Source organism: Microbacterium meiriae, assembly GCF_040702565.1.
In the GTDB taxonomy this organism is placed as follows: Bacteria; Actinomycetota; Actinomycetes; order Actinomycetales; family Microbacteriaceae; genus Microbacterium; species Microbacterium meiriae.
This window is the reverse complement of the sequence record NZ_JBFBLJ010000001.1, coordinates 137,444-155,104: the sequence shown is the minus strand read 5'-3', so window position 1 is coordinate 155,104 and position 17,661 is coordinate 137,444. Positions and strand designations below refer to the sequence as shown.

Genomic DNA, 17,661 nt, shown 5'->3' with positions numbered 1-17,661 from the left:
TGCCCCCTACTCCCACTCGATCGTCCCCGGCGGCTTCGACGTGACGTCGAGCACGACGCGGTTGACGTCACGGACGCCGTTCGTGATCCGGTTCGAGATCTTCGACAGCACGTCGTACGGCAGGCGCGTCCAGTCGGCCGTCATCGCGTCTTCGCTGGAGACCGGACGCAGCACGATCGGGTGCCCGTAGGTGCGGCCGTCCCCCTGCACGCCCACCGAGCGCACGTCGGCGAGGAGCACGACGGGGCACTGCCAGATCTCCTGATCGAGGCCGGCCTTGGTCAGCTCCTCGCGGGCGATGGCGTCGGCCTCACGCAGAATCTCGAGACGGTCAGCGGTGACCTCACCGATGATCCGGATGCCGAGGCCGGGCCCCGGAAACGGCTGGCGGCCGACGATCGCCTCGGGGATGCCGAGCTCGCGACCGATCGCGCGGACCTCGTCCTTGAAGAGGGCCCGCAGCGGCTCGATGAGCTCGAAGTCGAGGTCGTCCGGCAGCCCGCCCACGTTGTGGTGCGACTTGATGTTGGCGGTGCCCGCACCGCCACCCGACTCCACGACGTCCGGGTAGAGCGTGCCCTGCACGAGGAACTTCACCGGGGCGCCGCCGTCGGCCTTCGCCTCCTCGACGAGGTCGAGCTGCACCTTCTCGAACGCCCGGATGAACTCGCGCCCGATGATCTTGCGCTTCTCCTCCGGGTCGGTCACGCCCTGGAGGTGACCGAGGAAGGTCTCGGCGGCGTCGACCGTGATGAGCCGCACGCCGGTGGACTCGACGTAGTCCTTCTCGACCTGCTCGCGCTCGCCCTTGCGGAGGAGGCCGTGGTCGACGAAGACCGCGGTGAGCTGGTCGCCGATGGCCTTGTGCACGAGGGCGGTCGACACGGCGGAGTCCACGCCGCCGGACAGCGCCGAGATGACCCGGGCGTCGCCGACCTGCTCGCGGATGCGCTCGACCTGCTCGGCGATCACGTTGTCGGGGTTCCAGTCGGATGCCAGGCCGGCACCCTTGTGGAGGAAGTTCTCGAGCACACGCTGACCGTGGTCGGAGTGCTTGACCTCGGGGTGCCACTGCACGCCGTAGAAACCGCGCTCCTCGTTCGCGAAGGCGGCGACCTTCGTGGCCTCCGTCGTCGCGAGCACCTCGAAGCCCTCCGGGGCCTTCGCGACCTGGTCACCGTGACTCATCCACACGTTCTGCTCGGTCGGCTGCCCGCTGAGCAGCGTGCCCCCGTCACCGGAGATGACGGCATCGGTCGCGCCGTACTCACGGAGGCCGGTGTGCGCGACCTCGCCGCCGAGGGTCTGCGCCATGTACTGGAAGCCGTAGCAGATGCCGAGCGTGGGGACGCCGAGGTCGAAGACCGACGGGTCGAGCTTCGGTGCACCCTCCTCGTACACCGAGGACGGACCACCGGAGAGGATGATCGCGACGGGGTTCTTCGCGGCGATCTCCTCCGCCGTGGCGGTGTGCGGCACGATCTCGCTGTAGACCCCGGCCTCGCGCACGCGGCGGGCGATGAGCTGCGCGTACTGGGCGCCGAAGTCGACGACGAGCGCGGGGCGCTGCTGGGTCTCGGACTGTTCGGTCAACGGACACCTTCCGGGGCGATCGCGGAGGCCTCGGCGGCCTCCCTGGTGGCGAGATAGGTCTTGACTTCACGGGCGACGACCGCCTCCATGAAGAACGACAGCAGCGGCACGACGCCGCCGAGCGCGAGCAGGATGAACCGCGGGAACCGCCAGCGCATCAGACTCCACATGCGGAAGCACGCGAAGAGGTAGACGACGTAGAACCAGCCGTGGGCGACGAGGATGAACAGCGAGATGTTGAAGCCGTCCCCGAGGGAGGTCATCTCGCAGGAGTTCGTCCACGGCGCGAACAGCGACCACCACTGGCAGTCCGGTCCGGCGATGACGCCGGCGAACCAGAGCGGGCCGCCCGACCCTCCGGCGAAGAGCTCGAGGTGGATCGGCGTGTACTTCAGCACCATCTCGGCGAGCAGCAGGAGCAGCATGACTCCCGTGATGATCGACGCGATCTGGTAGAACTTCAGCGCACCGCGGATCGCCGGAAAGCTGGCGACTTTCGGTTCGGGCATGCCCCCAGTCTAGTCGGCGGGGCGCGCCACCCCGACCCCGCGGAAACGACGGAGGCCGCCGGGTCGCCCCGACGGCCTCCGCCACGTCATCCGCCGATCGGCGTCAGAACCATCCGGTCAGGAGGTCCCACAGCCAGTCGACGATGTCCTTGATGATCCCGCCGATACCGCCGGCGCGGTTGACGGTGACCGTGGCCGTGGCCTCGTCCCCGTCCGCCTGCGCCACCGCGACGGTGTACTTCCCGGGCTGGGCGTTCTTCGGCACCGTCACCGACGTGCTGAACGTGCCGTCCTGACGGACCTGCACCGTGCCGACCTCGACGCCCTGGCCCTTCTTCGGGCGGAGCTCCACCGTCACGGTCTCGCCGGGCTGGTAGCCCTCGCCGGTGATCGCGAGCTTCTTGCCCGCGGCCACCTTCGAGGAGCCGAGCGCGATGGTCCCCGCGAACTCCTCCTCGCCGGCGATCGTGAACGGCACCTGCACCGTGGTGCCCGTCGCCGGGACCTCGACCGTGAGCTGCTGCTCGCCGAACACCCCGGACGGCACCGTGAAGGTGAGGGTGGCGCGCCCGCCCTCGTCCGTGGTGTCCACGATGGTCGGGTCGACCGTGCCGGCCGCGAGCTGCGTGTCACCGAGCGACAGGGTGACCGCTCCCGGAGCCGCCTCGCCCCCGCTGAAGGCCAGCGAGGAGAGGGAGACGGTCACCTGGTCGCCCGCGCGGTAGCCGTCGGCGTCCGCCGGGCTGACCGTCACGCCGACCGCACGCTGGGCGAGGTCGGGCGAGGCCGTCTTGTTCGCGTCGAACCAGTCGACCATGGACTGCAGGTCGATCTTGCCGGTGTCCCGCTTGCCCGCGCCCTCCTTGAAGGTGGCGAAGTTGTCCCCGCCCGCAGCGAGGAAGGAGTTCGCCGCCACCGTGTACTCCCCGTTCGGGTCGATCGCAGTGCCGTTCAGCGTGATCGAGGTGATCCGCGAACCCGCGGCCGCCGTCGGGTCGTAGGTGTAGACCAGCCCCTCGGAGACGCCGAGCTTGAGGAACGGTCGCGCCGATCCGGCCGGCTGCCACTGCTCCTCCAGCACGCCCTTCAGCTGCGTGCCGGTGAGGGTCAGCGTGACCAGCGTGTTGGCGAACGGCTGGACGGTCGCCGCCTCCCGGTAGGTGACGTTGCCGTTCGGATCGTCGGCGTTGCTCGACGCGTAGGTCAGGTTGGCACGGATGCCGCCCGGGTTCATGAGAGCGATGTCCGCGCCCGTGGACCACTTCTGCACGTCGGCGACGAAGTTGCCGATGGTGGACTCGCCACCGCGGTTCTCCGAGCCGTTGGTCTGCCGCGCACGGTTGAAGTCGGCGGTGATGTCGCCGACCTTCACGGCGCCCAGCACGTCGGCCTCCGCCTTCGCCTTGTCGACGATCGCCTGCACCTCCGGCACCGCCGGGTACAGCGGCTTGCCCGCAGCCGTGAGGGGCTTGATCTCGTTGGTGATCGAGAGCAGCTCCTTCGTCTTCGGGTCGACCTGGATGTTCATGAGGCCGAGGTTCTCGCCGTACTGCCCCGCCGAGACGACCGGCCGGCCATCGATGACGTGGTTGTAGGCGAGGTGCGTGTGCGCCGAGACGATCGCGTCCACGTCGTCGTCGACCCCGTAGACGATCTCACCCAGCGGCGAGTCCTCGGTGATCGCGGACAGCGCGGTGCTCTCCGCGCCTTCGTGCACGAGCAGGATCACCACGTCCGCCTCGCCGTTGGCGGGGTCCCCGTCGCGCAGGTCGTCGGCCACGGCGTTCACGGAGTCGACGATGCTGCGCACCTCGAGATCAGCGATGCCCTCGGGCGAGACGAGCGAGTCGAGGTCTTCCGTGACGGCGCCCACGAATCCGACGCGCACGCCGTCGAGCTCCTTGACCCAGGCCGGGGCCAACGCGGGCTCACCGGTCTCGGTGAGGAAGACGTTCGAGGAGATGTACTCCCAGTCCGCGCGCTCCTGCACCCGGTCGCGCAGGTCTTCCCAGCCCTGGTCGAACTCGTGGTTGCCCGCGGCGCTCACGTCCAGCCCGGCGGCGTTGAGCGCGTCGATCGTGGGGTTGTCGTCGTTGATGAACGAGGTGAACGTCGACGCCCCGATGAGGTCGCCGGCTCCGGCGAAGATCGTGTTCGGGTTCGCCGCACGGAACTGCTGCACCGCGCCGGCGAGCACGGCAGCTCCTGCCGCCGCCCCGTCCGCCTCGATACGGCCGTGGAAGTCGTTCACCGTCACCACGTCGATGCTCACCGGCGGGATCTCCGAGGAGACGCCGACGAGGATCGGGTCGTGGTCGCTCGACCGGTAGGGGGTGCCCTCCTCGGCGGCGCCGAACGCATAGCCGCGGTCGCTCCACTCGGGGGAGTTGATTCCCCACACACCGGCGCCCGTGATCGACGGGACGAGCGAGGGCGAGGCGATCACGTGGTCGAGCGAGCCGAGCTCGCCGTCGAACGTGTAGGTGTACTGACCTGCGGCCTTGTCGGCGGCGACGTCGCTCCACCCCTGCGAGGTGAACACGTCGATCGGGTCTTCCTGCCCGTAGGCGTTGAAGTCGCCGATCAGCAGCATGTCGCTGCTGCCGCTGCTCTCGGCCAGCTCGTCGGTGAAGTCGAGGACGGCCTGCGCCTGCTTCACCCGGTCGGCGTTGAAGAATCCCTGACCGTCGGCGGGCTCGGCCCCGGCGCCCTGCGGCGGGGACTTCGACTTCAGGTGGTTGGCGACGACGGTGACGACGCGGCCGTCGATGTCGAACGCCTGGGCGATCGGCTCGCGGGCGTTGCCCCACACGGACTCGTCGGTGACGGTGGCGCTGTCGCCCACCGTGCTCACGGCGTCCTTCTTGAAGATGATCGCGTTGGTGATGTAGTCCGTGGTCGCCGGGTCCTGCAGAGCCTCGGGGGTGCGCACGTAGTCCCACACGTCGGAGCCCGCGTCGGCGTTGAGGCCGGCGACGAGGTCCTTGAGGGCGGTGTCGACGGGCTTGCCCAGCTTGACCGAGTTCTCGATCTCCATCAGCGCCACGATCTCCGCGTCGAGGCCGTTGATGGCCGAGACGATCTTGGACTTCTGGATCGCGAACTGGGCCGCGTTCGCCGCGCCGCGGGCGTCGGCGTCCTCGCTCTTCAACGTCGTGAAGTAGTTGTAGACGTTGAACGACGCCACCTGCGCATCACCGCCCACCTCCGGGGCCTCCGCGGGGCGCGGGTTCGTCGCCTCGAAGGTGACCTTGCGCTCCGCGGGGGAGGCGTCGTCGATCGGGACCACCGGCTGCAGACGCCAGTCGTCGAAGCCCCACTGGAGCACGTAGCCGTTGGACCCGAAGTCGACGGTGTCGCCGTTGCGGACCACCGTGTCCTCCGTGAAGTACGGCTGCTGGCCCGGGTGGCCGTTGTTGGTCACCTGGATGGACCAGGCGTCGTCGAGCAGGATGCGGTTGGCGCGGTTCTCGGCCGCGATGGCGGCCGCGTCGGCCCCGGGACGCGTGGTCTCGGTGCTCTTGACGTTGAGGTCGTCGCCGGCGTTCAGCCACAGCGCCCCGTAGTTGTAGAGCTGGTGGCTCGACGCGAGCCGGTACGTGCCGGTCGGGGCGACGTACATGTTCTCGTACTGCTCGCGGTCGGCACCGCGGACGGTGTCGGGCAGCGGCGTGAGCGCGGGCACGCCCACGCCGGCCGTGACCACCGAGACGTCCGCGACCGCGGCAGGGGCGATCTGGGTCTGACCGTAGTACTCGCTCACCGTGCCGGTCACCGAGACGAGGTCGCCGATCTCGAGCGTGGGCGCGAGCGCGTTCAGGAACACGAACACGCCGTCCGAGGCGCCCGGGGTCGCGTCGGTCTCGCCGCCCGAGCCCTGCGTCTGGATCACGATGCCCTTGTAGCCGCCGGTCCGGTGGTCCGCCGTGACGACGCCCTCGACGCGGACGCGCTGTCCGGCGAGCGGCGAGACGTCGCCGGTGCCCTGGACCTCCGCGATGGTGGCGGCCTTCGGCTCCGTCCCCGGCTCCTCGCCCGGGTCGGTGCCGGGATCCGTGCCGCCGGAGTTCTGCGGGGTGATGGTCGCCGACAGTGCGAAGTCGGCCTTGTTGTCGTCCGCGTCCGCACCGTCCGTGCGATTCAGCGACCGGACGTCGGTGTTGCTGGTGGGGGCGGTGGCCGCCGCCGTCTCGAAGGTGTTCGAGGTGCCGTAGCCGAGGAGGTCGATCACCCCGTCCACGCCGACGGTCGAGCCGGGGGTGAGGGTCACCGCCGCGGTGCCCTCGACGAGCGCCAGGGTGCCGTTGGTGCCGCTCGGGCTCAGCGTCGTGGTGGCGTCAGGAGTGGGCAGCGCGGCGCCGTTGGTGCCGTTGCTGTTCGCCTGCACGAGGAAGTAGCCGCCCGCCGGGATCGTCCCCTTCAGCGGTGCGACGCCGTTGAAGGCGCCGGTCCCGGCCGCGGAGCGGTACTGCAGGGACATGCCGTCGAGCGTGACGGGCGCCGTCGTCGGGTTGTAGAGCTCCACGAACCTGTTCGTGAACGCCGCCCCGGCGCTGCCGCCGGACAGATAGGCCTCGTTGATCACCACCCCGGTGCCCTCGGTATTCGCCGATGCGGGCGCGGCCACCAGCGAGCCGAGGCTCAGGGCGGCGACGCACGTCGCGGCGAGAGCGCCCACGCGCCCTCGGATTCTGCGGTGCGAGACGGGGGTCAGGGTCTCCCCGTGCTCAGGAGCGGACATCATCGGTGCTGTCTCCTCGATCGTGTTCCGGCGCTGCTCAGGACGCTGTCATCGCACACATCGGGAACTCCCAGCGTGCGCACATGGAGCGAGCATACGGAGCGGTTCGGACATCCTCAACGGAGTTTTCCCATTGGTCATCCAGCGCTCACCGAATGGCCGCGACGCCCCCTGACGAAGGTTCACACGCCGGCCCCGCGGCGCGCAGAAGCGCAGCGCCCGTCGCGCGGATGCGCAGTGGTCGTCAGACGGCCGCTGGCCCCTCGGCGTCCTCGAACTCCTCCACCTCGCGCTCCCAGGCGTCCTTCGCCAGGCGGTACCAGAGGTAGAACGCGAAGCCCGCGAAGATGACCCACTCGGCGGCATAGAAGACGTTGAGCCAGTTGACCGGGGACTGCTCCTCCGGCGCGGGCGAGGCGATGTCGTCGAGCCCTGCCGTGGCGGTCGTGGAGGCGAGATACGGACGGTAGACGTCGAGCTGCTCGATGTCGTGCCAGCGGCTCAACAGAGCGGCCGGGGACATCCGGTCCATCTGCTCCGGATCGGAGCGCGGAGGCACCGACGGACCCTCATCCGAGATGACGCGACCGGCGACCTCGACCACGCCGCCGTCCGCCTCGGCTTCCAGACGCTCCACGGCGGCGTCGGCGGCCTCGCGATCCGGCGCCCAGCCGATGGCGACCGCCAGCGAGACGCGCTCGTCGACCCGGAGCTGTCCGGTGACCCAGTACCCCTCGGCGCCGTCGTTGAAGCGGCTGCCCACGACGAGGAAGTCCCCGGGGACCCAGACGCCCTCCGTCTCCACGCGCTGCCCGACGAGGGGCTCGGGGAGGTACTCCCCCGGCTGCACGACCTCGTCCAGCGGCCGGACCTGCTCGGTCGCCCCCGGCGCCGGTGGATCTGTCTCGATCGCCCGCTCCAGCTGCCATTGGCCGAGCCAGGCGAACACCCCGGCGACGACGAGGCACAGCAGCAGCATCGCGATCCAGCGTCCCCGCAGCATGACCTCACGAAGGGTCGGCGGGAAGGGAGCAGGTGCGGTCACGGTGATGCGGAGACCTCAGGCCTCGTACGGGGCCAGCACGACCTCCACCCGCTGGAACTCCTTGAGATCGGAGTACCCGGTGGTGGCCATCGACTTGCGCAGCGCGCCGATGAGGTTCGCGGTGCCGTCGGCGACCGGCGCCGGACCGTAGAGGATCTCCTCCAGCGTGCCGATCCCGCCGACCTCGACGCGTCGTCCGCGGGGCAGCTTCGGGTGGTGCGCCTCGGGGCCCCAGTGGAATCCCTGGCCGGGAGCGTCCGTCGCGCGAGCCAGGGCGACCCCGAGCATGACGGCGTCTGCGCCCATGGCGAGCGCCTTCACGATGTCGCCGGAGGTGCCGACGCCGCCGTCGGCGATCACGTGGACATAGCGCCCGCCGGACTCGTCGAGGTAGTCACGGCGAGCCGCGGCCACATCGGACACCGCGGTGGCCATGGGCGCGTGGATGCCGAGGGTGGCCCGGGTGGTGGACGCCGCGCCGCCGCCGAAGCCCACGAGCACGCCGGCGGCACCGGTGCGCATGAGGTGCAGGGCCGCCGTGTAGGTCGCGGCTCCGCCCACGATCACCGGCACGTCGAGGTCGTAGATGAACTTCTTGAGGTTCAGCGGCTCCGCCACGCTCGACACGTGCTCGGCGGAGACGGTCGTGCCCCGGATGACGAACAGGTCGACGCCGGCCGCGGCGACGGTGTCGTAGAACTCCTGCGTGCGCTGCGGGGTGAGGGAGCCGGCGACGGTGACGCCGGCTTCGCGGATCTCGGCGAGTCGGCGGGTGATGAGCTCGGGCTTGATGGGCTCCGAGTAGAGCTCCTGCATGCGCACGGTCGCGCGGTCCACCGCGAGGCCGGCGATCTCGGCGAGAAGCGGCTCCGGGTCCTCGTACCGGGTCCAGAGCCCCTCGAGGTCGAGCACCCCCAGGCCGCCGAGCTGCCCGAGCATGATCGCGGTGCGCGGGCTGACGACCGAGTCCATCGGCGCCCCGAGCACCGGGATCTCGAAGCCGAAGGCGTCGATCGTCCATGCGGTGGACACGTCCTCGGGGTTCCGCGTGCGCCGCGAGGGCACCACCGCGATGTCGTCGAACGTGTACGCGCGACGCGCGCGCTTTCCTCGGCCGAGCTCGATCTCCATGGTCACCCGTCCAGCCTACCCGGCGCCCGGCGGCCTCCGCGGCGGTCAGCGTGCACGCGCCACCCGCCGCTCGTCCCAGACCGGCTCGTCGGATTCGTAGACCTCGCCGTCCGTGCCGAACACGAGGAACCGGTCGAAGGAGCGAGCGAACCATCGGTCGTGGGTGACCGCGACCACGGTGCCCTCGAAGCGTCCGAGCGCCTCCTCCAGCGCCTCGGCCGACTCCAGGTCGAGGTTGTCGGTGGGCTCGTCGAGGAGGAGGAGGGTCGCGCCGGACAGCTCGAGCAGGAGCACCTGGAACCGCGCCTGCTGTCCGCCGGAGAGCGACTCGAACGCCTGCTGGGCCTGGCGGACGAGGCCGTACCTGTCCAGGGCCGAGCTCGCCGCGTCCCGGGGCATGCCGTCGCGGAGGTCGTCCCCCCGATGCAGGATCTCCAGCAGCGTGCGGCCGACGAACTCCGGGTGCGCGTGGGTCTGCGCGAAGAGCCCCGGCACCACGCGGGCGCCCAGCACCGCGCGTCCGGAGTGCTCGACGGGGCGGAGGTCCTCCGCGACCGCGGTCACATGTCCCAGGGACGGATCCGGGTCGGTGCCACCGCGGGCCAGCAGTCGCAGGAAGTGCGATTTGCCTGAGCCGTTCGACCCGAGCACGCCCACCCGGTCGCCGTACCAGATCTCGGTGTCGAAGGGCCGCATGAGACCGGTCAGCTCGAGTCGGTCAGCCACGACCGCCCGCTTCCCGGTCCTGGCCCCGCGGAGGCGCATGTCGAACTCCTGCGCCGGGGGCCGCTCCTCGGGCGGGCCCGCCTCCTCGAACTTCCGCAGTCGCGTCTGCGCCGCCTGATACCGGGACGCGAAGCCGTCGTTCGCGGACGCCTTGACCTTGAGGTTCGCCACCAGGATGCGGAGCTTCTCATGCTGCTCGTCCCACCGCCGGCGCAGCTCGTCGAGCCGGTCCATCCGATCGGCGCGCGCCTGATGGTAGGTCGCGAAGCTCCCGCCGTGCACCCAGGCGGTCGACCCCGCCGCACCGGGTTCCAGCGTGATCAGCCGATCGGCGGCTCTGGCGAGGAGCTCGCGGTCGTGCGACACCAGCAGCACGGTCTTGTCCGTGGCGCGCAGCCGCTCCTCGAGCCACCGCTTGGTCGGCACGTCGAGGTAGTTGTCCGGCTCGTCGAGCAGGAGCACCTCATCGGGGCCACGGAGCAGCGCCTCCAGGGCGAGCCGTTTCTGCTCTCCGCCGGAGAGGGAGGTGAGCTCGCGGTACCGTGCCCGCTCGAACGGCACGCCGAGCGCTGCCACGGTGCACTGATCCCACACGGTCTCGTGCTCGTATCCGCCGGCGTCCGCGTACTCGGCGATGGCGGAGGCGTAGGCCATCTGGGTGTCGTGCTCGTCGCGATCGATGAGGGCGTTCTCCGCGGCCTCCATCGCCTCCGCGGCGGCACGGAGGCGGGTGGGAGCCACCCGCACGAGCAGCTCGTGCACGGTCTGGCCCGGCTCGCCGTGCCCGACGAACTGGTCCATGACGCCGAGTCCGCCGTCGATGGTCACCACCCCGTCGTCGGCCGGCTGCTCGCCGCGGATGATCCGCAGCAGCGTCGTCTTCCCCGCCCCGTTCGGCCCGATCAGAGCGCTGGTCGAGCCCGCCCCGACCCGGAACGACACCTCGTCGAGAAGCGGTCTGCCGTCGGGAAGCGTCAGTGAGATCCCGGATGCGTCGATGTACCCCACAGGCATGGCCGTCCTTCCGCCCGCGGACAGCGAGCCGACCAGGCTATCAGTCCGCGCGGCTTCGCGACCACCGGGACGAGCCTTCCGGGCCCGTCAAGCCGCGTCTTCCTGCGCTGCGGCCGCTCGACGCTCATCGTGGAGCGCGTTCGCCAGACTGGCACCGGTGAGCTGCGCACGGACAAGTGTCCGCGCCTGCTCCCGTGCGAGGAGGACGACGCCGCCGCGGTCCTCCTCGATCATCAGCAGAGTGACGCCCTCGTTCCAACGCTGCCGCGCGCGCAACTCGCCGGGAATGACCAGGCGCCCGTGGTCATCCAGCGAAGCAGTGAAGGTGGCGGTCATGACGCCCACCGTACCGCTCCCCCACCGATGTGTCAGTCCGCGCGACTGAGGGTCTGCAGCACCTCGGTCTTGGGAGCCGCCGGGAGCACGAACCGGAACTCGGTGCCCACGCCCTCCTCGCTGGTCACGTCCATCGATCCGCCGTGGGCCAGCACGATCGCGCGCGTGATCGTGAGACCCAGCCCCACCCCCGGGACGGCGTTGCGCGTGGCCGTCGAGGCGCGGAAGAACCGGGTGAAGAGCATGCGCTGCTCGTCCTGCGGGATCCCGACCCCGGTGTCGGCGATGGCGACCTGCACCCCGCCGTCGAGGCGACGCACGGCGGCCGTCACTCGACCCCCGCGCGGGGTGAACTTGATGGCGTTCGAGAGGAGGTTGTCCACCGCCTGCCCGAGGCGTCCGGGATCGACCAGCAGCGGGATCGGCTCGTCACCGACCTGCAGCTCCAGTTCGATCCCCTCGCGCTGCGCATGCGGCCCCGCCGAGGCGACCGCCGAGCGCACGAGGTCCGCGATGTCGGCCTCGTCCCGCTCCAGGGGAAAGCGCCCCGATTCCACCTGCGCCGTGAAGAGCAGATCGCCGACGAGGTTCAGCAGGCGCTTCGCGTTGCGCTCGATGATGCCGACGAACTCCTGCTGGTCCTCGGTCAGGGGCTGACCGGGGTCGTTCTGCAACAGGTCGAGGAAGCCGATGATCGCACTCAGCGGCGTCCGGAGCTCATGGGAGATCATCCCCACGAACTCGTCCTTCATGCGCGCGACCTCGACGGCTCTGGTCTCGTCCGTGAGCACGAACAGGTAGCCCTGCTGCGCGCCGGACGGATCCTTGTGCGGGGTGACGGTCACCCGCGCCGGCACCGTCGTGCCACCCGCGGTCCTCACCTCGATGTCGCCGTCGACGGTATGGCCGGCGTCCGCGTGGGCGAAGAGCTCGCGGAGCCCGTCCGGCACTCCTGCGCGGTTTGGCGCCCCGCCCTGCCCCGCCGGCACCCCCGAGACGTCTTCGCGCGATGCGGTGTCCTCGGCGAGCATCCTCAGCGCCGACGGCGAGAAGAAGCGGTCGACGCGCACGTCGTCGAGAGCCTCGTCGTGGGAGAGCCCGAGCAGGCGGACGGCCCCGGGGTTCCACGCCGTGACGCGCCCTTCGCGATCGGTGCCGATCACGGCCTGCGCGGTGATCGACGCCCACAGGCCCTCGAACGAGTCGAGCAGCACGCGGTACTCGTGCTCCTTCTGTCGCAGCTGCACGATCATCGAGACGTTCTCGGACAGCGCCTTGGTCCGCTCCGTGACCAGTTCCTCCGCCTGCTGCACCCGCAGGCGCTGCTGCCGGGAGAGCTCGTTCACCACGGCCGCGACGGCCGCGAAGACGAGCGGACCGACGACGCCGCGGAGCCACACCACCGCGTTCGTCGGCGGTTCGACGACGTAGGGGATCAGCAGCGCGAACGACGTGAACGCGCCGACGACGAAGACCCAGCGGATCCCCGGCGCCGCCGCGATCCAGATCACCGGGAGCAGCACGAGCGATCCGAAGAGCGAGGCCGCGCCTCCCGTCCCTGCACGGAAGAGGCCCAGTCCCAGGATGTCGATCATCGGCACCAGCAGCACGATCCAGCCCTCGCGGATGTGCAGCGCGCTGAGCACCCCGGCGTGGAGCGTCGCGACGAGCACGACCGCGAGGCCGGTCAGCGCGAGGGCCACATCGGTGAACGGCAGGCTGGGGATGGCCCAGGTCATCACGCCCGCGATCGCGGCGGCGACGAGAGTCGGGACCTGCTTGACGATCGGGCTCGGGTTGTCGACGACCCGGTACCAGCGGTTCTCGGCACGCTCCAGCGGCGTGGCCCTCATCGCGGCACCCGCTCCACGGCCCGATGCAGGTCCGCCCCCGTGATGGGCTTCGGCAGCGCGGCGTCAGCCGGTGGATACTCCGCGACGTCCAGCACCGAGCTGACGATGAGGAAGCACTCCGGGTAGCGTTCGTGGATCAGCCGGCAGCACGCCTGACCGGAGATGCCGGGGAGCAGCAGGTCCAGGACGGCGACCTGGGGGTCGATGTCCGGGAAGGCGGCGATGGCAGACTCCGCATCGGGCGCGACGAACACGTCGAAGCCCTCCCGATCGAGGTACCGCCCCAGGAGGGTCGCCTGATCCGGAGCGTCCTCGACGACCAGGGCGAGCGGCCGTCCGGTCATCGCAGGAGCAGCTCTCGGACGACGACGATCACGACCACGACGGCGAGGGAGATGAGCGCCTGCGGGATGAGGCGGCGCTCCTTCCGGGCGTCGGCCGCGATCTCCTCCACCTCGGCGTCGTGCGATGGTGCGTCGGTCATGAGTCGACCCGTCCGATCTTCTCGGTCTTGATCCAGGAGGCATCCGCGCGACGCCACTCCTTGAGGTACGAGTCGGCGGTGATCGCGCACAGCAGTGATCCGTAGCCGCAGACGTAGAGCAGCAGGCCCGCGAAGAAGCGTCCGGCCGGAAGCGGCTCGACCGCCCGCGCGAGCCAGATGCCGAGCATCGACACCGGCCCCCAGAGGGCGAACGCCAGCAGCCACAGCACACGCGTCTGCTCCGTCGACTCCTGCCCGGCCGCGCCGATCAGGCCGTCCAGGGCCCAGGGGAACAGCGCCAGGGCCATGAGGATCAGCGCCCCGAGCCCCGGGAACATGATCGCCTCGCGCCAGGACTGCCGCCCGATGCGCGGATCGAGCTGGACGGAGTAGAGCATCGAGAAGATGTAGATGGCCGCCGCGGCGATCCACATGAACCGGAACACGAACTCCGCGACGTCGCTGTGCAGGAGCAGGAGGACGATCATCGCGGTGGCGGCGAGGAGCAGGAGCGCCGGCATCAGCAGGATCGTGAACCAGGCCAGCCCGAAGGGGATGCTGCCCAGGTTGTGGTCGCGACTCGGACGGAACCAGAGCTTCTTGTAGATCGAGGTGAGCTGCACGTTGCCGCGCGCCCAGCGCAGCCGCTGCTTCCAGAGACTGTCGATCGTCCGCGGCTCCTCGGCGAGCACCACGGCGTGCGGCTCGAACACCATCCGGCGGCCGTGGAGCTGACTCTCGAAGGTCGTCATGGTGTCCTCGGCGAGCGTGCCCGTCGGGATGCGACCGCCGATCGCCTCGAGGTTCGCGCGGGAATGCAGCTGGGCGCCCCCGGCGAGGCAGGCGATCGCTCCCCCGACGTTCTGCGTGCGCCGTGCCGAGAGCTGGCCGATGACGTACTCGATCGCGATGAACCGGGTGAGGTAGTTGCGGTCCCTGCTGCCCTCCGCGATGTAGGCCGTGACGGCCCCGACCTCCTCGTCCGCGAGGTGCCGGGTGAGCTTGCGCAGGGAGTCCCGCGCGAAGATCACGTCGGCGTCCATGATGAGTACCGCTTCGGTCCACGGGTCGGCGAGCACGACGTCGAGGCCGTGGTTCAGCGTGTGCGCCTTGCCCTCGCCACCCTTCTCGCGCCGCAGGTGGACGACCCGTCCCGGGTAGGTCGCCGCCTTCTGCTGCACGATCGACGGGGTGTCGTCCGTGGATGCGTCGTCGACGACGAAGACGCGGAGGCGCTCGGCCGGGTACTCGAGCTGGAGCAGACGCTCGATCGCGGGGCCGATGACGAGCCCTTCGTTCCACGCCGGGATGACCACGGCCACGTTCGGGTGGTACGGCGCGGCCTTGCCGTAGTGATTGCGGAAGGCGTGCAGCGGCAGCATGAGGAACTGCAGCCCGGTGTTGACGACCGGGAGCGTGCCGATCAGCACGCAGAGGAGGAGGATGACGACGACGACCGTCTCGATCCAGGTCAGCTCGGGCATCAGCGTCCTTCCGTCCCTTCGAGCAGCGGGAGGATGCGGGAGTACCGGCCGACGTCTGCGGCCACGTGGCTGTCGGTGGACGCGACGATCCCGGCACCCGCGCGCTCCAGCGCGGTCAGCGCCTCCGCGCCGGGGCACACCCACTTCTCGTTGACCTCGACGAGGGTGTCCGTCTCCGCGGCGGCGCGAGCCCAGGCCTCGAGGCGCTCGGCTCCGAGCTCCTCCTCCGCGAGACCGATCTTCGGCAGGATCGAGAAGCAGTGCGCGAGCTGGTTGCCCGGATGGCGTCGCATGGTCGCGATGACCGCGTCCGTGAACTGGTCGAGGACGTCGGTCGGCGCCCACCCCGCGGCGATGCGCTCGCGGACGGCGGTGGGACCGAGCGGCCCGTCCACGCCGGGGAACTGATGGTCGGCGATGAGGATCCGGTCGATGCCCTCAGGCAGCACCGGCATGTCGAGTTCCCCCGAGGCGTCGAGGATCTTCGCCTCGACGCCCGTGAGCACCGTGAGTCCGTCCGGAACGCGCAGCCGACGGACCGCGGCGAGGTACTCCGGCACCCAGGTCGTGCTCTGCCGTACGTGGTCGACGAGGCGGACCGTCTCGAGACCGACGGCCGCAGCGGCGGCGACGTTCTCCGCCAGCGTGGAGACCGCGTCATCGGAGAACGTGGAGTGGACGTGGTGGTCTCCGCGCAGGGCGGGATGGCTCACAGTTCCTCCTGGTGACCGGCGTGCGCCGACACGAGCACGTCGTCGACCTCGACGATCACGTCCTCCAGGAAGCGCACCGATGCGACCTCGCGGAAGGGCACCTGCACCGGGATCTCCCGGCCGAGGAAGAGGTCGGCGACGAGCGACGGGATGTCGACTCCGGCGGCGATCGTCAGCGGGAGCGCCCCGGGGAAGCGCGGGTTGACCTCGAGCAGCACGGCCCGCCCGTCCCGGTCGCGACGGAGCTGCACGTTGGCGACGCCCACGAGGCCGATCGCCCGCGCGATGGCGGCGGCGGTCTCCTCGAGCTCGGGATCGCGGAGGGTGCGACCGGCGATGGCGACCCCCGAGTCCACACGGGCGCGGGTGCGCGGGACCGCCGCGACCACACCGCCGGACGCGTCGGCGATCACATCGACCGAGTACTCCTCGCCCGGGAGGAAGTCCTGCACGATCAGCCCCTCATCGGTGGGGAGGGCGGCGAGCGCCTCGGCGTCCGGGACGAGGCGCACACCGCGACTGCCCGCACCCTGGCGGGGCTTGGCGAACACGGGGAACTCCCACGCGACTTCCGCGGCATCCGGCCCGGCGAGCACGGTGCGCGGCACACGACCGGTCGGCGCGCAGCGCTCCGCGAGAGCGAGCTTGTCGAGGGCCGTGTGCAGCGTGTCGGCGGGCGGCGCGGCGAGGACCGCGGGGGCCAGCTCGTCGCGGCGGTCCGCGAGGGCGATCAGCTCCACGTCGACGGTCGAGATCACGAGGTCGAGACCGTCCTCCGCGACCATCCGCGCGATCGCCGGCACGAAGTCCTCGTCACGCCCCGGGGGAACCAGACGGCGTTGCGCCGGTGGCACGAGGTAGATGCCGCTCGCCCATCCGTCCATGTCGGCCGCGAAGACCGTCAGATCGGGCCGTCGCAGCAGGGAGCGGATCACGGCGACGCCGGCGGGGCCTCCGGCTCCGGTGACCAGTACGCGCTTCGTCATCAGCTCTCCCGTCGACTCAGTTCATGGGCGCCGATGAACTCGGCGGTCTCGCGCACGACCTCCAGCGGCTCGACCGCCTCGCCGCCGCCGAACCGCGACCAGTAGCGTGCGGTGGCGGTGACGAACTCCGGCGAGAGATACTCCCGGTTCGCCGCGGTCTGGGACTGGAAGCACTCCAGCAGCCGCAGCTTGTCATCCAGGAAGCGGTCGATGCGGACGAAGCGCGTGGGCCGGTAGTCGATGGTCGCGGAAGGGCTCTGGTAGCAGGCGACCGTGCCGACGCGGCGGGTCGCGACGATCGTCGCCTCGTTCACCGCGCGGTGATCCTGGTGGCGGTCGTGGTGCGAGTGCGTGTAGACGATGGTCGGCTGGATCTCCTGCACGACCTCCTCGATGAGGCGGACGGTCGATCCTCCGCCCGAGATCTCGGTGTCGATGAGGTCTTTGACGAACAGGCGCGCCCCCACCTGCTCGGCCGCGGCGAGCGACTCATGCTGGCGACTGTCCGCGTCACCGCCGCGCGCTCCGCGGGAGAGCGTGAGGATCGTGATCTGATCGCCGGCGGCCGCGTGCGCCGCGAGGATGCCGCCGACGCCGATCTCGACGTCGTCCGGGTGCGCCCCGATCGCGAGGACGACCTCGCCGGTCTTCGCCTCCGCCTTCCGGCGCCGGGACTCCTCGACGAGCCGGGTGACCGACTCCACGAGTCGGGCGTTGTCGAGCGGCTTGGTGAGGAACTCGTCGGCCTGCGCCCGGAGCGCCGACACGGCGTACTCGACCGAGACGTGCGCGGTCATCACGACGACCGGCACGGTCGGCATGAGGCGCCGTAGTTCCGCGAGCAGCTCCAGGCCGCTGAGCCCCGGCATCTCGATGTCGGTCACGACGACGTCGGGTTTCACCGCCGCGGCCTTCTCGAGCGCCGACCGGCCGTCGTCCGCGAGATCGACGACGCAGCCTGCACGCCGTTCCAGGACGGTCTTGACGAGCAGGGCGACGTCGTGGTCGTCGTCGACGACGAGGATGCGAGGGGGACCTCAGCCATG

Annotated in this window: 14 protein-coding genes; all 14 read right to left on the bottom strand. The window is 70.6% G+C overall.

The genetic code is table 11. The annotated features are described in order from the left end of the window. Nucleotides 1-6 precede the first annotated feature (6 nt). The 14 genes from guaA to AB0310_RS00730 all read right to left on the bottom strand — a co-directional run bounded on the left by guaA (nucleotide 7) and on the right by AB0310_RS00730 (nucleotide 17,640). A complete protein-coding gene (gene guaA, locus AB0310_RS00795; protein WP_136052711.1) occupies nucleotides 7-1,593 on the bottom strand; it encodes a glutamine-hydrolyzing GMP synthase in 1,587 nt (528 codons plus the stop codon). Further along, complete coding sequence (locus AB0310_RS00790; RefSeq protein ID WP_060922041.1) at nucleotides 1,590-2,102, bottom strand: DUF3817 domain-containing protein; 513 nt, start codon at nucleotides 2,100-2,102, stop codon at nucleotides 1,590-1,592. The genes guaA and AB0310_RS00790 overlap by 4 nt, the downstream gene beginning before the upstream one ends. A gap of 103 nt (nucleotides 2,103-2,205) precedes the next feature. After that, nucleotides 2,206-6,846 (bottom strand): ExeM/NucH family extracellular endonuclease, encoded by a 4,641-nt coding sequence (locus AB0310_RS00785; RefSeq protein ID WP_366236371.1) that lies wholly within the window; start codon nucleotides 6,844-6,846, stop codon nucleotides 2,206-2,208. Nucleotides 6,847-7,087: 241 nt separating this feature from the next. Continuing rightward, complete coding sequence (locus AB0310_RS00780) at nucleotides 7,088-7,846, bottom strand: SURF1 family protein (RefSeq protein WP_366236910.1); 759 nt, start codon at nucleotides 7,844-7,846, stop codon at nucleotides 7,088-7,090. Nucleotides 7,847-7,903: 57 nt separating this feature from the next. After that, nucleotides 7,904-9,019 carry a GuaB3 family IMP dehydrogenase-related protein gene (locus AB0310_RS00775; RefSeq protein ID WP_187664105.1) on the bottom strand — a complete coding sequence of 372 codons (1,116 nt, stop codon included), beginning with the start codon at nucleotides 9,017-9,019 and terminating at the stop codon, nucleotides 7,904-7,906. A gap of 45 nt (nucleotides 9,020-9,064) precedes the next feature. Further along, on the bottom strand, nucleotides 9,065-10,753 hold the full coding sequence (locus AB0310_RS00770) for an ABC-F family ATP-binding cassette domain-containing protein (protein ID WP_366236909.1): 1,689 nt from the start codon (nucleotides 10,751-10,753) through the stop codon (nucleotides 9,065-9,067). 93 nt (nucleotides 10,754-10,846) lie between these two features. Further along, nucleotides 10,847-11,095: an AbrB/MazE/SpoVT family DNA-binding domain-containing protein gene (locus AB0310_RS00765; protein ID WP_187663436.1), complete on the bottom strand. Its 249-nt coding sequence runs from the start codon at nucleotides 11,093-11,095 to the stop codon at nucleotides 10,847-10,849. Nucleotides 11,096-11,127: 32 nt separating this feature from the next. Then, nucleotides 11,128-12,948 (bottom strand): sensor histidine kinase, encoded by a 1,821-nt coding sequence (locus tag AB0310_RS00760; RefSeq protein WP_366236370.1) that lies wholly within the window; start codon nucleotides 12,946-12,948, stop codon nucleotides 11,128-11,130. Beyond that, nucleotides 12,945-13,292, bottom strand: a complete 348-nt coding sequence (locus AB0310_RS00755; RefSeq protein WP_025103741.1) for a response regulator — start codon at nucleotides 13,290-13,292, stop codon at nucleotides 12,945-12,947. The genes AB0310_RS00760 and AB0310_RS00755 overlap by 4 nt, the downstream gene beginning before the upstream one ends. Beyond that, entirely contained in the window at nucleotides 13,289-13,432 is a 144-nt protein-coding gene (locus AB0310_RS00750) for a hypothetical protein (protein ID WP_157524008.1), read from the bottom strand. The genes AB0310_RS00755 and AB0310_RS00750 overlap by 4 nt, the downstream gene beginning before the upstream one ends. Continuing rightward, nucleotides 13,429-14,916 carry a glycosyltransferase family 2 protein gene (locus AB0310_RS00745; RefSeq protein WP_366236369.1) on the bottom strand — a complete coding sequence of 496 codons (1,488 nt, stop codon included), beginning with the start codon at nucleotides 14,914-14,916 and terminating at the stop codon, nucleotides 13,429-13,431. Before AB0310_RS00745 ends, AB0310_RS00750 begins: the two co-directional genes overlap by 4 nt. After that, entirely contained in the window at nucleotides 14,916-15,629 is a 714-nt protein-coding gene (locus AB0310_RS00740; RefSeq protein ID WP_366236368.1) for a PHP domain-containing protein, read from the bottom strand. Before AB0310_RS00740 ends, AB0310_RS00745 begins: the two co-directional genes overlap by 1 nt. Continuing rightward, nucleotides 15,626-16,615: an ATP-grasp domain-containing protein gene (locus tag AB0310_RS00735; protein WP_187663431.1), complete on the bottom strand. Its 990-nt coding sequence runs from the start codon at nucleotides 16,613-16,615 to the stop codon at nucleotides 15,626-15,628. The genes AB0310_RS00740 and AB0310_RS00735 overlap by 4 nt, the downstream gene beginning before the upstream one ends. Beyond that, complete coding sequence (locus tag AB0310_RS00730) at nucleotides 16,615-17,640, bottom strand: response regulator (RefSeq protein WP_366236908.1); 1,026 nt, start codon at nucleotides 17,638-17,640, stop codon at nucleotides 16,615-16,617. The genes AB0310_RS00735 and AB0310_RS00730 overlap by 1 nt, the downstream gene beginning before the upstream one ends. Nucleotides 17,641-17,661: the final 21 nt, after the last annotated feature.